7 protein-coding genes are annotated in these 16,170 nt (G+C 36.3%); all 7 read left to right on the top strand.

The annotated features are described in order from the left end of the window. Positions 1 to 169 precede the first annotated feature (169 nt). The 7 genes from FF52_RS18185 to FF52_RS18155 all read left to right on the top strand — a co-directional run bounded on the left by FF52_RS18185 (position 170) and on the right by FF52_RS18155 (position 16,146). Positions 170 to 3,259 carry a SusC/RagA family TonB-linked outer membrane protein gene (locus FF52_RS18185; protein ID WP_008467839.1) on the top strand — a complete coding sequence of 1,030 codons (3,090 nt, stop codon included), beginning with the start codon at positions 170 to 172 and terminating at the stop codon, positions 3,257 to 3,259. Positions 3,260 to 3,271: 12 nt separating this feature from the next. Continuing rightward, complete coding sequence (locus tag FF52_RS18180) at positions 3,272 to 5,212, top strand: RagB/SusD family nutrient uptake outer membrane protein (protein ID WP_008467838.1); 1,941 nt, start codon at positions 3,272 to 3,274, stop codon at positions 5,210 to 5,212. A gap of 153 nt (positions 5,213 to 5,365) precedes the next feature. Further along, positions 5,366 to 7,096: a glycoside hydrolase family 43 protein gene (locus tag FF52_RS18175; RefSeq protein ID WP_008467836.1), complete on the top strand. Its 1,731-nt coding sequence runs from the start codon at positions 5,366 to 5,368 to the stop codon at positions 7,094 to 7,096. A gap of 89 nt (positions 7,097 to 7,185) precedes the next feature. Then, on the top strand, positions 7,186 to 8,421 hold the full coding sequence (locus tag FF52_RS18170) for an SGNH/GDSL hydrolase family protein (RefSeq protein ID WP_008467835.1): 1,236 nt from the start codon (positions 7,186 to 7,188) through the stop codon (positions 8,419 to 8,421). Positions 8,422 to 8,459: 38 nt separating this feature from the next. Beyond that, positions 8,460 to 11,177: an alpha/beta hydrolase-fold protein gene (locus FF52_RS18165; RefSeq protein WP_008467833.1), complete on the top strand. Its 2,718-nt coding sequence runs from the start codon at positions 8,460 to 8,462 to the stop codon at positions 11,175 to 11,177. A 47-nt stretch (positions 11,178 to 11,224) separates the two neighbouring features. Further along, positions 11,225 to 13,774 (top strand): glycosyl hydrolase 115 family protein, encoded by a 2,550-nt coding sequence (locus tag FF52_RS18160; protein ID WP_008467832.1) that lies wholly within the window; start codon positions 11,225 to 11,227, stop codon positions 13,772 to 13,774. Between the two features lie 89 nt (positions 13,775 to 13,863). Beyond that, complete coding sequence (locus FF52_RS18155) at positions 13,864 to 16,146, top strand: glycoside hydrolase family 127 protein (RefSeq protein ID WP_008467831.1); 2,283 nt, start codon at positions 13,864 to 13,866, stop codon at positions 16,144 to 16,146. The last annotated feature ends 24 nt before the right edge of the window (positions 16,147 to 16,170 follow it).

The raw sequence follows: 16,170 nt of genomic DNA, 5'->3' as shown, positions 1-16,170 counted from the left end.
TATTTTTTTTATACTTATCAATAAAAAATTACACAACCGATTGTGTTTGCAAGATATTTTTCTATATTTGTAATAAATACACTTATTAAGTTAATACTTGATTTAACTTTTTAAAGTGTAAAAAATAACTAACTAACAAAAACCAATTTTAATAATTAAATCAATTTTTATGAATAATTTTTTTATTACAAGTAAATCGAAGCATATAAAAAGCTTCGGTTTTTTGATCCTATTGTTTTTGGTCTCAATGCAAATTAAGGCGCAAACAACAGTTACAGGAACAGTTTCGGATGCAAATGGTCCAATTCCTGGTGTGAATGTTAATCTAAAAGGAGCAAAAAACGGAGTAAGTACAGGTTTCGACGGTAATTATTCTATAAGTGTTCCTTCAAATGGTATTCTTGTTTTTAGCTTTATAGGATTTAAAAGCCAAGAAATTAGCGTGAATGGACAAACCAAGATCAATGTGCTTTTGGAGGAAGACTCAAATACCTTAAAAGAAGTAGTTGTAATTGGATACGGTACCCAAATTAAGGAGGCTGTTACAGGATCGGTTGCATCATTAGGAGGAAAAGAATTAAATGAAGTGCCCGCTGCCAATATTACCCAAGCTTTGCAAGGTAGACTTGCAGGGGTTGAGATGACGCAAACTTCTTCTAAACCTGGTGCTGCAATGCAGATAAGGATTCGAGGAACAAGATCTCTTACTGGTAGTAATGATCCTTTAGTAGTATTGGATGGGGTTCCGTTTGCGGGTTCTATAGGAGATATTAATCCAGCAGATATTAAGTCTGTGGATATTTTGAAAGATGCTTCTGCTACCGCCATTTATGGTTCTCGCGGAGCCAACGGTGTAATTTTAGTGACTACTTTAAAAGGAAGAAAAAATCAGAAAGCTACTTTTACCTACAATGGTTTTAGCGGTATTAAACAGGTTTTTTCAAAATATCCTATGATGGATGCTTCTAAATTTGCTACTCTTCGTGATTATACAGGTTTATATGTAGATGGTGTTGATGAGAAAAGAAATGTAAATACAGATTGGCAGGATTCATTATACGGTTCTGGCGAAATGATCAGCCATGATGTTAGCGTTTCGGGTGGAAGTGAAACAGGTGCGTACAATGCAGGTTTAGGATATTACAAAGAAGAATCAGTTCTTCCTGGCCAAAGCTATGAGCGTTTTAGCCTTAGAGCAGGTTTAGACCAGCAGATTAATCGATCTATTCGTATAGGATTTAACACCAATAGTAATTACAGCATTACAAATGGAGATAATATCGGAACAGGAACTATTTTGCAGACTTCACCGCTTGCTAATCCGTACAATGCAGATGGTTCTTTGAAAAGAACAGTGAGCATGGCAGCAGATGACCAGTGGGTTTACACTAGAAAATCTATTGAAAATTTAGGAGATGCTTATGTGAATTTAAATAGAGCTTTCAGTTCATATAATAACATTTTTGCAGAAATTAAAATTCCAGGTGTTGAAGGGCTGAAATACAGACTTAATACAGGTTTGAATTTACGCACATCAAATGCTGGATATTATGAAGGTCAAGGAGTTTTTGACGTAAACCCAACGACACTTTCTAATGCGGCAATAACAAACGGCTGGTCTACACAATGGCTGTTGGAAAATTTATTGACTTATGATAAAACTTTTGCACAGAAACATACAATAAATTTTGTTGGATTGTATTCAAATGAACAATATACAGGACAAAGTTCGAGAGTGACTCGAAATGGAATTACCTCTGATGCTTTCCAATTTTACAATTTAGGGCAAAGCGAGGAAGAAGCTGTAATTAACCCTGCGGATCAGGATTATACGCAATGGGGATTAACATCTTATATGGCTAGGTTAATGTACTCTTATGATAACCGTTACTTTATATCTGGAACAGTTCGTTCTGACGGTTCATCAAGATTATCTCCTGGAAACAAATGGGTAACTTATCCTGCTGTATCTGCTGGTTGGACACTTTCAAATGAGTCATTCTTGAAAGATATTAAACATATCAATTTATTGAAATTGAGAGCGGGGTATGGAGAAACTTCAAATCAGGCAGTAGCTCCTTATGCAACACTAGGAGCTTTAAGTACAAGACCATACAATTTTGGAAGCAATAATTCAACAGGAGTATATGTTACTGAGCTTCCAAATCCTAATTTGGGATGGGAGTTCTCAACTACATGGAACTATGGTTTAGATTTCGGATTTTTTAATAACCGCTTATCTGGTACAGTTGAATATTATAAAACCAATACAAAAAATCTATTGCAGCGTGTGGGTCTTCCAGCAACATCTGGTGTAAGCAGTTATGTGGCTAACGTGGGAGAAACACAAAACAAAGGTTATGAAATCTCATTGAACGGAGTTATTTTAGATAATCCTAAAGGTGTGACATGGTCTGTGGGAGTTAACTTCTACAAAAACGAAAACAAACTTGTTGCTTTAGCATCAGGAGCTAGTCGTGATGAAGCAAACAATTGGTTTGTTGGATATAATATTAATTCAATCTATGATTATGAAAAGGTTGGAATCTGGCAAGAAGGTGATCCATATATGTCAATTCTTGAGCCAGGACCAACTGGAATTAATCAGCAGGGAACAGTTGTAGGATCGATCAAAGTGAAATATACCGGAGAATATAATCCAGATGGTTCGCCAACTCGTGCCATTAATGCAAGCGATCGCCAGATTATTGAAACAGATCCTGATTTCCAAGGAGGTTTTAATACTAATGTAACTTACAAAGGATTTGATTTTAATGCAGTAGGAGCATTTAAAAGCGGAGGTGTATTAATAAGCACATTATATGGAGGAGCAAGTTATATGAACTTATTAAACGGACGTAGAAGCAACGTAGATGTTGACTATTGGACTCCAGATAATAGAGACGGAGAATTCCCTAATCCGAGAGGTATCAGAAGCGGAGATAACCCTAAATATATGTCAACTATGGGATATTTTGATGCTTCTTATGTAAAAATTAGAGCAATGACTCTTGGGTATACTCTTGATCCAAACTTTACAAAAAATGTAGGAATAGACAAGTTAAGACTTTATTTCACAGTGCAGAATCCGTTTGTTTTATTTTCTCCATATCATGATAAATCTGGAATGGATCCTGAAACGAATTCATTTGGTGACGAAAATCAGGCTGTTGCCTCTTATCAGAGAAGATTTTCTGTTATCGGTACAAACACTCCTGCAACCAGAAATTATTTATTTGGACTTAATTTAACATTTTAATCAGATACAGACATGAAACGATATATTTTTAAAAATTTAATTATAGGATCAACGGTTTTACTTTCATTAGCCGGCTGCTCTGATATATTAGAGGAAAAACCTCATGATTTTTATGAACCAGGCTACTTTAAAACAGAGCAGGGAGTTAAACAGGGATTAACTTCTCATTACGCACATTTACGCTGGATTTACGGACAAGCTTATTTTTATAATGCATGCCAGACAGGAACAGATGAGGCAACATATGCGCAAAGTGCAGACGGAAATTTTAAAGATCACGATTTATCTGGGGTGGGTATCATTAATCCAACTTCAAGCCGTTCAGATGTTTTGTGGAATAACTCTTATTATGATATCAATACCGCGAGCGGTATTATCGAAAATGGAGCAGCCGTAGGTGTTGCTAGCAGTTTAATTGCTGAATCTAAATTTTTTAGAGGGTTTGATTACTTTCTTTTAGTGCAAACTTTTGGAGGTGTGCCATTAGATTTAGGAGCTGGAGAATTAAAGTTTAACAGCAAACCTTCAAGATATTCTAAACGAAATACTGTTCCTGAAGTATATACAAAAGCCATTTTTCCAGATTTGATTACAGCAGTTAACGATCTTCCAGATGCACCTAGATTGACAGGTACGGTAACTAAAACTGTAGCACGATTATTTCTAGCAAAGGCATATCTTACTTATGCTTGGTGGTTAGAAAACCCAAATAATATTCCAACTTATCCAGATACTCCAAGAACAGATCCTGACGGACATAATGCACAGTGGTATTTTCAGAAGGCCTATGATTTGGCTGTAGAAGGAATAAATAATCCTGGGTCTTATGGACTGCTTGATTCGTATTATGATGTTAATGCAGGAGCAAATGACAGAAATAAAGAAGTAATGCTTTATGCAGATCATACGCAAGAAAGCGAATATTACAATGGTGCAAGTCTTACGTACGGTAGTGGTGGTGCTCCAGATAACTTTTCAGGTTGGATGGTGACTTGGAACTACACTGCTATAAGAAGTAAAAACGGAACTGCAGCAGTTTCTTCAGTACAAAGAGAAGCGAATCAATTTTTAGGACGCCCATGGACAAGAATGGCGCCGCCTATTGAAGTTTTTACCAACACTTTTGCGGATAAGACTAATGATTCAAGATACGACGGAACATTTACAACTGTTTTCAGAGGAAATTGGAATCTTCAAGGAACAGGTCTTACAGGTGTGGCAACTCTAACGAATGCAAATGGTTTGACAATTAAACCAGGTGATGCCGTTTTAAGCTTCCTTAATGATGAACCAGCAACTGCAATCACTTATCCTTCTGGGCAAGGCGACAGCGGAGTAGGTGCAGGAGTATTGCCGGGAAGAGCAGATTATGTGATTTCTCCGAAAGGCATTAGTAGAATTGTATATCCAGGTTTCTGGAAACTTGGGCCTTACAGAACAGATAACGCTGGAGGATTAGGGCAACCTAATGCAGGAAGCACAAGACCATTCCCAGTAGCAAAATTCTCTGAATTATATTTGGTTGCAGCTGAAGCAGCTGTTAAAGGAGCTACAGGATCTTGGAGTGCTAGATCTCTTGTAAATGTACTTAGAGCTAGAGCAGGAAAATGGAAATGGGACAATAATGGAAATACAGCTAAAATTCAGGATAATAGTGCTGCTATGACCAATGCAACTCCAGCTGTAATTGATATTAACTACATTCTTGCTGAACGTTCACGTGAATTTTTTGGCGAAGGATACCGTTGGTATGACTTAGTAAGAACACAAAAATGGAATGAAATTGCGGGTAAATATTCTATCGGAGGATCTAACTATGGACAGCATACGCCAGAAGTAGTAACCCGCACAATTGATCCGCATCATTATCTAAGACCAATCCCGCAAGGACAAATCGACGGAATGGAAATGTCTGCTGATGAAAAAGCAGCTTACCAAAATCCAGGATATTAAGTTTTATTTTTCTAAAAACTAATGCTAATCAAATAAGGTCAATTGTAATGAATTATCTTATTAGGGTTTATTAATTTAGTTTTAAACAAGCCGGGAGTAACCATCTCGGCTTTTTAATATTTTTTCGAAATTTACTTTAACAAACAATATAAAATGAGCAATAAAAAAAAGATTCTTATATCAGTTGCTGTTCTGTTTTGCTCTATCCTTACACAGGCTCAGGAAAGCACTATCCTAAAAAAGAAAAGCAGTAAAGATCCAATCTTTTCAAACGCAACTTACGTAGGAGATGACCAGATTTACAAAAGCAATCCGTTAAAAGAAGATGAATTTTATTCTCCGATTCTGCAGGGATGTTATCCTGATCCGGCCATTACAAGAAAAGGAGACGATTATTATATGGTGTGTTCTTCGTTTGCCATGTTTCCTGGAGTTCCCATTTTTCACTCTAAAGATTTAGTAAACTGGACCGATTTGGGAGGGGTATTAAATAAAGTTTCAGAGTTTAATCCTCATGATACAGGAATCAGTGCAGGAGTTTATGCACCTGGAATTACGTATAATCCTCATAATGATACTTTTTATATGATTGTTACTGCTTTTACAGGCGGTTTAGGAAATATCATTGTAAAAACTAAAGACCCTAAAAAAGGTTGGGGAAGTCCAATTAAATTAGCTTTTGACGGAATAGATCCTTCTATTTTCTTTGATGATGACGGAAAAGGGTATGTCGTGCACAATGATGCTCCCGATAAAGGAAAAGAACTGTATAACGGACATCGAGTAATTAAAGTTTGGGAATATGATTTAGAGAAAGATCAGGTAATTCCGGGAACGGACAAAATTATTGTGGATGGTGGAGTTGACCTTTCTAAGAAACCAATTTGGATTGAAGCTCCGCATTTGTATAAAAAAGACAATCATTACTATTTAATGTGTGCTGAAGGAGGTACCGGAGGAAATCATAGCGAAGTTGTTTTTATTAGCGATAGTCCAAAAGGACCTTTTAAACCAGCATATAATAACCCAATTCTAACACAGAGATATTTCCCTCAAAACAGACCTAACAAAGTAGATTGGGCAGGACATGCAGATTTAGTCCTTGGTCCAGACAATAAATATTATGGCGTATTTTTAGGAATTCGTCCAAACGAAAAAGATAGAGTAAACGCTGGACGTGAAACTTTTATGCTGCCAGTAGACTGGTCAGGTACCTTTCCTGTTTTTGAGAACGGTTTAGTTCCAATGGGGCCAAAATTAAAAATGCCAAACGGTGTGGTAAATAAAACAGGTAAAGATGGTTTTTTCCCTAATGGCAACTTTACATTTACAGAAAATTTTACATCACAGAAGTTAGATTATAGATGGATTGGATTACGCGGACCAAGAGAACACTTTATTTCTATTGTTAAAAAAGGTTTGCAGATTACGCCATTTGCTGTAAACATCAAGGAACTAAAACCAACTTCTACTTTATTTTACAGACAGCAGCATAATACTTTTTCTTTTACAACAACTTTAGAATATAAGCCAGAGTCAGAAAAAGATCTGGCAGGAATTGTATGTCTGCAGAACGAAAGCTACAATTACGTTTTTGGTATCACTAAGAAAGGAAAAGACACCTATATACTGTTGGAAAGAACAGAAAAAGGACAATCAGAAATTGTGTCAAGCGCAAAAATAGAAATCAAAGGAGCAATACGTTTGCAAGTTAAAGCAACAGGCGACGATTATCAGTTTAGCTATGCTTTAAACGGTGCTGATTTTGAAAATCTAGGAAATCCAGTTTCAGGAGATATTCTTTCAACAAATGTTGCAGGCGGATTTACAGGAGCTTTGGTGGGTTTATATGCCACTTCATCAAATAATTCACATCCGAAATAAAATTTACAACTCCCATTTATTTCAATTTGAAAAATGATTTATGGGAGTTGTTTTTTTAGCATAATAGCAGTCATCAAATTTTAGTAGAAATGATAAAAAGATATTTAAAATATATATTGCTTTTACAGCTTTTCACTTTAATACTAGGATGTAAAACCAATCAGCCTTTAGCAAATTCTTCTGAAAAGACGAAAGCTGAAAATTGGGTCGGATCGTGGGCTTGTGCACCAATGCTTGTAGAACCAAACAATATGCCTCCAGCCCCAGGTTTGGCCGAAAATACACTTCGTCAGATTATAAAAGTTTCGATTGGAGGAGAGCATATTCGTCTGCGTTTTTCAAATCTATTCAGCGATCAGCCTACAGTTCTAAAAAAAGTCAGTATAGCCAATGTGCTTGAGGCTCCTGCGATTGATAAAAACACACAAAAAAATCTGAGTTTTAATGGAAATCAAGAAGTAACATTAAATCCAGGCCAAGAACTATTTTCAGATAAACTGAATTTTCAGCTAAAGCAAGGTCAATTACTAGCCATAACCATTTATTATGGAGCTGCATCACCAAGAACAACTGGACACCCAGGATCGAGAACGACCTCTTATATTTTATCGGGAGACAATATCAATAATGATGTTTTCTCGGACGCCGTAAAAACAGATCATTGGTATTCTATTGTTGGCGTCGATGTTGTGGCATCAAAAAAGGCATCTAATATTGTTTGTCTAGGAAACTCCATTACAGATGGACGCGGTTCTGGAACAAACAAACAAAATCGATGGACCGATATTCTGGCAGCTAGACTGGCAGCCGATAAAGCAACTCAAAATATTGGAGTTCTAAATTTAGGAATAGGAGGAAATTGCGTTGTAAAAGGCGGACTTGGGCCAACGGCTTTAGAACGTTTTGATCGTGACGTGCTTTCGCAAACCGGTACAAAATGGCTCTTGATTTTAGAAGGAATAAATGATATTGGCGGAATTAAACGTGCAGAAGATGCTCCTGTAAAAGCACAAGAAATTATAGATGCTTATAAAATTATGATAGAAAAAGCACACGCCAGAGGCATAAAAGTCTACGGCTGTACGATTTTGCCTTTTCAAAAATCATTTTATGACGCGCCTTTCAAACAGGAAGCAAGAGATCTAGTGAATGCTTGGATTCGAAATAACCATTTTGATGCAGTAATAGATTTTGATAAAGAAATGGCTTCGGAAACCGATTCTAAAACCATTTTATCTAATATGCATGATGGGGATTTTTTACATCCTAATGAATTAGGTTATCAAAGAATGGGCGAAGTCATAGATTTAAATTTATTTAAGTGAAATCCCATTTAGTATTAAAACAACTTTAACAAGATATCATGAAATCAATAATTAGATTTTTCGCAATAGCAGTTCTTTTTTTAAAGGGACTGAATGGATATTCTCAAGATCCAAATTTTCATGTTTATTTAAGTTTTGGACAGTCCAATATGGAAGGCGCTGCTCCGATAGAAGCTGAAGACAAAATAAATGTAGATCCTCGTTTTCAGGTTCTGGAAGCTGTAAATTGCCCAGATTTGAATCGCGAAATGGGAAAATGGTATACTGCAATTCCGCCATTATGCAGATGTAAAACAGGATTAACATTGACAGATTATTTTGGAAGAACTATGGTAGCCAATCTTCCTAAAAATGTAAAAGTGGGAGTGGTAAATGTTGCTGTGGGAGGATGTAAAATCGAGCTTTTTGATAAAAATAATGTTGAAAATTACGTAAAAACAGCACCAGAATGGATGCTAGGCATGCTTAAGGAATACAATGGCAGTCCGTATGCAAGATTGGTTGAAATGGCAAAAATTGCACAAAAGAAAGGAGTTATAAAAGGTATTTTACTGCATCAGGGAGAATCTAACACGGGCGATACTCTATGGCCGAAAAAGGTTAAAATAGTATATGATAATCTGATGAAAGATCTAAACCTTGATCCTAAAAAAGTGCCATTGCTTTCAGGTGAAACCGTTCATGAAGAACAAAAAGGAAAATGCGCCAGCATGAATAAAATCATTGCAACACTTCCTCAAACCATTCCAACCTCTTATATAATTTCATCTAAAGGCTGCGCAGTAGCTCCAGATTTCCTTCACTTTAGTTCGGCAGGATATAGAGATTTAGGAAAACGTTATGCAGAAAAAATGCTTTCATTATTAGGCTATAAATCAGATAGCTCAAATGAGCCTTTTATAGTTCAAGCGCCAGTCGGTTTTGATCAGTTAAACCCATCAGTTCCATCAGGAAAAGTAGAAACGGTAAGTTATGATTCAAAAACAGTTGGAACAAGCAGAAAAGCCACTATTTATACGCCACCTGGATTTAGTAAAAGCAAAAGATATCCAGTTTTGTACCTTTTGCACGGAATTGGCGGAGATGAAAAAGAATGGCTTAATGGTGGAAGTCCTCAGATTATATTGGACAATCTTTATGCAGAAGGAAAAGTAGAACCGATGATCGTAGTAATGCCAAACGGAAGAGCCATGAAAGATGACAGCGCTACCGGAAATATAATGGCGCCAGACAAAGTGCAGGCATTTGCAGATTTTGAAAGAGATTTATTGAAGGATTTGATTCCTTTCATTGAAAAAAAATATAATGTTTACAAAGACAGAGAGCATCGTGCCATTGCAGGATTATCTATGGGTGGCGGACAGTCTCTGAATTTCGGTTTGACAAATCTAGATAAATTTGCTTGGATCGGTGGATTTTCTTCGGCTCCAAATACCAAGAAAACAGAAGAATTGGTGCCAAATCCTGAAGAAGCCAAAAAGAAACTGAAACTGCTGTGGATTTCTTGCGGAGATAACGATTGGCTGCTGGAAAACAGCAAACGAACACACGATTATTTATTCAAAAACAATGTCCCGCACATCTATTATCTAGAACCAGGAGTTCACGATTTCAAAGTATGGAAAAACAGCTTGTACATGTTTTCGCAGTTATTGTTCAAACCAGTTGATGAATCAAGTTTTGCAAAATATACGGTTTTAGGAGCCACAGCTCAAACCAACATACGTAATGCCAAATATCCTCAGATTCTGCCTGATAACAGAGTAATCTTTAAAGTCAATGCACCTGACGCATCAAAAGTGCAGATAGACCTTGGGAAAAAGTACGACATGCAGAAAGATGGTCAGGGAGTCTGGAATGTTACAACTGACCCTATAAACGGAGGATTTAATTATTACTCGCTTTTGATTGATGGTGTGGCAGTTGCAGATCCGTCAAGCGAAACTTTTTATGGAATGGGGCGCATGGCCAGTGGAATAGAAATCCCGAAAAAAGATAGTGATTTTTATGAATTGAAAACTGTTCCGCATGGTGAGGTAAGAATAATGAAATACTTTTCAAAAGGAACTAATTCATGGCGTGAAATGTATGTGTATACGCCGCCAGGATACGAAACCTCTTCACAAAAATTTCCTGTGCTGTATCTTTTACACGGAGGTGGTGAAGACCAAAGAGGATGGAGCACTCAAGGAAAAGCAAATTTGATTTTGGATAATTTAATTGCCGAAAACAAAGCAAAGAAAATGCTTATTGTAATGCTTGACGGCAATATGGGCAATACAGGCGGTATTGCAGGTTTTGGAGAAGAAACACTAAAAGCATTTGAAAACGAACTGAAAAATGGAGCCATACCTTTTGTAGAAAGCAATTTTAAAGTTGCGACAGACAGCAAAAGTAGAGCTTTAGCCGGTTTATCAATGGGTGGATTGCAGACACTTTACGCTGGAATTAAAAACTCTAATATGTTTTCAAGTCTGGGCGTTTTCAGTTCAGGCTGGTGGGCAAACAATCCGAAATTATCAGATCCCCAATATGAGTTTATGAAAAACAATGCGCAGTCAATAAATGCTAACTTAAAAGATTTCTGGATTTCGATGGGAGGAAAAGAAGACATAGCTTACGAGAATTGTAAAATCATGATGCAGAAATTTGATCAATTCGGCATAAAGTATAAATACAGCGAATATCCAGGCGGACACACTTGGCCAGTATGGAGACACGATTTGTTCCTGTATTCACAGTTATTATTCAAATAACACAAAACAGAATCAAAGATTTTGATCTAAAATAAGCTGAATCTGAAATGAATGATAAAAAATACCTGATGAAAAACTATTTGAAATTTATATACGCCTTGATTTTTGTTTTAGCAAGTACGCTATCAAAAGCTTCTCAGCCTTTTATAACAGAAGATAAAAGCCAGAATGTTATGGTGCTGAAAGAAAAATCGCTGTCACTTTCTTTTTTTATAAATCCAAATTTAGATGCAGGCATTTTGCGAGCTGTACATAATCTACAGTCCGATTTTGAGAAAGTTACAGGCCAGCGGCCGCTTATTTTAAACCAAAATCCTAATGCATCATCACCGCTCATTATCATTGGAACGATTGGATCTAATTCTGTTATTGATGATTTAATTAAACAGAAAAAAATCGAAAGAAAAGAACTCAAAGGGAAGAATGAAAAATTCATCATACAACACGTTAGAAGTCCTTTTAAAGGTGTAGACGATGCGCTCGTAATTGCAGGAAGCGACAAACGCGGTACGATTTACGGAATTTATGAATTATCGAAACAGATTGGCGTTTCTCCTTGGTATTACTGGGCTGATGTGCCTGTAAAACAGAAAGAAAACATTTATTTCATTAAAGGGATCTACACAGATGGAGAACCAGCTGTAAAGTACCGAGGCATTTTCCTTAATGATGAAGCACCAGCATTGAGTGGCTGGGCAAAAGCTACTTTTGGCGGTTTTAATAGCAAGTTTTATGAAAAGGTTTTTGAATTAGTACTTAGACTAAAGGGCAATTATATGTGGCCTGCGATGTGGGGAAATGCATTTTATGACGATGATGTGGCGAGCGGGCCTCTAGCAAATGAAATGGGGATTGTAATGGGAACTTCTCACCATGAACCAATGGCTTTGGCACAAACCGACTGGCGACGTTATATTAAAAAAAATAATTTGCCGAATGTTTGGGACTATTCCAAAAACAAAACTGTTTTAGACGAATTCTGGAAAACGGGGATTCAGCGAAGCAAAAATTGGGAAAAACTGGTAACTATTGGGATGCGTGGCGATGGAGACGAAGCAATGAGCGAAGGCACCAATATAAGTCTGCTGGAAAATATTGTAAAAGAACAGCGCAAAATTATTGAGAAAGAAACAGGGCAAAGCGCCAATAAAACACCTCAGGTTTGGGCTTTGTACAAAGAGGTTCAAGATTATTACGATCAGGGAATGCGAGTTCCTGATGATGTAATTCTTCTGTTTTGCGATGACAATTGGGGAAATGTCCGCAAACTTCCAGATCTTTCTAAACCGCTGCATAAAGGAGGTTACGGAATGTATTATCATTTTGACTATGTTGGAGGTCCAAGAAATTCAAAATGGATTAACATAAGTCCGATACAAAGAGTTTGGGAACAAATGAACCTTAGTTATGAAAATGGAGTCGATAAAGTCTGGATTGTAAATGTTGGTGATTTAAAACCAATGGAATTCCCGATCAGCTTCTTTTTAGACATGGCTTGGAATCCTAAAAACTTCAACTCTCAGAATTTATTTCAATATACAGAAAGCTGGGCAGGAGCACAATTTGGAAGCAAATATGCTAAAGAAATAGCCAGATTATTAAATACCTATCCGAAATTTAATCGTCGTGTTACGCCAGAAATGCTGGACAGCAAAACCTATTCTTTAGAAAATTATAATGAATTTGAAATGGTTGTTAACGATTACAAAAAATTAGCACTAGATGCTTACAGAGTTTACAACGAACTTCCAAACGAATATAAAGATGCTTATTTCGAGCTGGTTTTGTATCCTATAGACGCCTGCTGCAATCTTTATGAAATGTATTTTGCACAGGCAAAAAACAAGAAACTTGCGTCAGAAAAAAACGATCTTGCCAATTATTATGCAGATGAGGTTAAAGTAAAATTTGAACGCGATTCTATTCTTCAAAACAAGTACAATAATGAAATTGCAGGGGGCAAATGGCCTCACATGATGGATCAAATGCGTATAGGTTATAAAGCTTGGCACGATGGTCCCAAAAATATTCTTCCTGAGGTAAAATATCTTCCTGATAGCGAAATTATAGTTCCGAAAGTTTTTGCAGAAAAAGAGGGTTATGTTTCGATTCATGCAGAACACTTTTCTACGGTCAATAATTCAAAAAAAATACATTGGGAGGTGATTCCAGATTTCGGAAAAACACTGAGTGGAATAACCACATTTCCGCAAAATATTTACCCAACAGCAGATGATAATGTCTTTGTAGAATATGAAATCAATTTTGCTTCAACGGGAGAATTTAAGGTCGAACTTTTACTTGCTCCAACGCTTAATTTTAATAGCAATAAAGGACTTCGATATGAAATATCTTTTGATGGCGAAAAACCGCAACAAGTCAATTTTAATGGGCATTATAAAGGAGAATTAGGTAAATGGCAGGCAGAGCATATGATTCATTCTGTTACTAAACATACTATTTTGAAGTCAGGAAAACACACACTTCGTTTCAGGGTTTTAGACCCAGGAATTGTGCTTCAAAAAATATTGATTGACACTGGCGGTTTGAAGCCTTCTTATTTGGGAGCTCCAGAAAGTGAAAGAGTGTCCCAATAAATTTATCGGATCTTTTACTAGTGAGAAAGGATTTTAAAACTGATAAAGAAAATATATTTTTAGTAAAATAATTCAAATTAAATTCTCTAATGAAAAACAACATATTGTTTTGCCTATTTGCCTTATTGATGGTGACCAACTTATCGGCTCAAATGAAGTTATTTGATTTAAGCGAAGTAAAACTAAAAGATGGACCATTTAAAAATGCTCAAGATGTAGACCTTAAGTATATTTTAGCATTAGATCCTGACAAACTTCTAGCGCCTTATTTATTGGAATCTAGACTTCCGCCAAAAGCAGATCGTTATGGTAATTGGGAAAATATAGGATTGGATGGACATATAGGTGGACATTACCTTTCGGCTTTAGCTCTGATGTATAAATCTACTGGAAACAAAGAGCTTAAAGATAGGCTAGACTATATGCTTTCAGAATTGGCGCGCTGTCAGGCTAAAAATGGCAATGGCTATGTTGGAGGCATTCCGCAAGGCAAAGTTTTTTGGGATCGAATTCATAAAGGAGACATAGACGGAAGCAGTTTTGGTTTGAATAATACTTGGGTTCCGATTTATAACATTCACAAACTTTTTGCGGGTTTGACTGATGCTTATCAATACACAGGAAGTGAGCAAGCGAAAGATATAGTAATAAAACTTGGAGATTGGTTTATAGAATTAATCCGTCCACTTTCGGATGAACAAATTCAGAAAGTTTTAGCAACAGAGCATGGAGGTATAAATGAATCTTTTGCCGATTTGTATATCATTACAAAGGACAAAAAATATCTTGAAACGGCCGAAAAATTATCGCATAAAGCTTTATTAAATCCATTACTGCAAAAAGAAGACAAACTCACAGGACTTCATGCTAATACTCAAATACCGAAAGTGGTTGGTTTTGAGAAGATTGCCGCACTGTCTGATAATAAAGAATGGTCAGATGGTGTCCAGTTTTTTTGGAATAATGTAACGCAAAAAAGAACAGTTGCATTTGGAGGAAACAGTGTGGCAGAACATTTTAATCCAGTTAACGATTTTAGCGGCATGGTCAAATCAAATGAAGGGCCAGAAACCTGCAATTCTTACAATATGGAACGTCTTGCAAAAGCTTTGTTTCTCGATAAAAATGATGTGCATTACCTAGATTTTTACGAAAGAACACTTTACAATCACATTCTTTCTAGCCAGCATCCAGAAAAAGGAGGTTTCGTTTATTTTACGCCTATTCGTCCAAATCATTATCGCGTTTATTCTCAGCCTCAAACAAGCATGTGGTGCTGCGTAGGAACGGGACTCGAAAATCATACCAAATATGGAGAATTAATTTACAGTCATACACAAAGTGATCTTTTTGTAAATCTTTTTATTCCATCTGTTTTAAAGTGGAAAGAAAATGGAGTAGAGCTGGAACAAAACACAAACTTTCCTTATGAGAATCAGACAGAGTTAGTTTTAAAACTTAAAAAAACAAAAAACTTTGCTTTGAATATCCGTTATCCAAAATGGGCTGAAAACTTTGAAATATTCGTTAACGGAAAAGAGCAAAAAATAGCATCTCAGCCCTCTGAATATGTTTCGATTTCAAAAAAATGGAAAACGGGAGATAAAATAATTGTCAGATTTAAAACGTCAATACATTTAGAAAATCTGCCAGACGGTTCAAATTGGAGTGCATTTGTTAAAGGGCCAATTGTACTGGCTGCCAAAACTTCAACAGAAGGATTAGACGGCTTGTTTGCAGATGACAGCCGAATGGGACACGCTGCTAGAGGAAAATTTATTCCCCTTGATAAGGCCTATGCATTGGTTGGGGATAAAGCAGATTATATTTCAAAACTTAAAGAAACAGGTAACTTAAGATATAGCTTAGATTCATTAGAATTAGAGCCTTTTTTTGAAGTTCATGATGCCCGTTATCAAATGTATTTTCAGACGTATTCTAAAGAAGAATATAAAGAAAAGCAGGAGTTGCTGAAGAAGCAGGAAATAGAAGCCATGGCACTTGAAGCCAAAACAATAGATAAAATAAATTGCGGTGAACAACAGCCAGAAGTCGATCATTTGTATAAAGGAGAAAAGAGCAATTCTGGTTACGAGGACGGAAAGTTCTGGCGAAATACACGTGCCTATATCTCTTATCAAATGCTGAACAAAAACAGCAAAGGTCAGTTTTTGAATATAAGTGTTTTAGATGAATTCAATAGCGATAACATTAGTATTCTCATTAATGAAAAACCAGCTGTAGTAACGTCATCTGATAAAAAGACAATCAACATAAAAATAGATAACAAGGAAGTACTGAACATTAAAATTCTGGCAAAAGAAAGAAAAATAAGTCCGAAGTTTTCTCAGCTTAGAATTGTTACGAATTAACGCATAATATCTCTGTTAGACATT

Source organism: Flavobacterium sp. F52 (assembly GCF_000278705.1).
Taxonomy (GTDB): Bacteria; Bacteroidota; Bacteroidia; order Flavobacteriales; family Flavobacteriaceae; genus Flavobacterium; species Flavobacterium anhuiense.
The sequence above is the reverse complement of the archived record's forward strand: the minus strand, read 5'-3'. Positions and strand labels throughout refer to the sequence as shown.

Bases quoted from the DNA above. Each gene is read 5' to 3' on its own strand.
- FF52_RS18185 (WP_008467839.1), top strand. From the start codon at position 170: ATGAATAATTTTTTTATTACAAGTAAATCGAAGCATATAAAAAGCTTC.
- FF52_RS18180 (WP_008467838.1), top strand. From the start codon at position 3,272: ATGAAACGATATATTTTTAAAAATTTAATTATAGGATCAACGGTTTTA.
- FF52_RS18175 (WP_008467836.1), top strand. From the start codon at position 5,366: ATGAGCAATAAAAAAAAGATTCTTATATCAGTTGCTGTTCTGTTTTGC.
- FF52_RS18170 (WP_008467835.1), top strand. From the start codon at position 7,186: ATGATAAAAAGATATTTAAAATATATATTGCTTTTACAGCTTTTCACT.
- FF52_RS18165 (WP_008467833.1), top strand. From the start codon at position 8,460: ATGAAATCAATAATTAGATTTTTCGCAATAGCAGTTCTTTTTTTAAAG.
- FF52_RS18160 (WP_008467832.1), top strand. From the start codon at position 11,225: ATGAATGATAAAAAATACCTGATGAAAAACTATTTGAAATTTATATAC.
- FF52_RS18155 (WP_008467831.1), top strand. From the start codon at position 13,864: ATGAAAAACAACATATTGTTTTGCCTATTTGCCTTATTGATGGTGACC.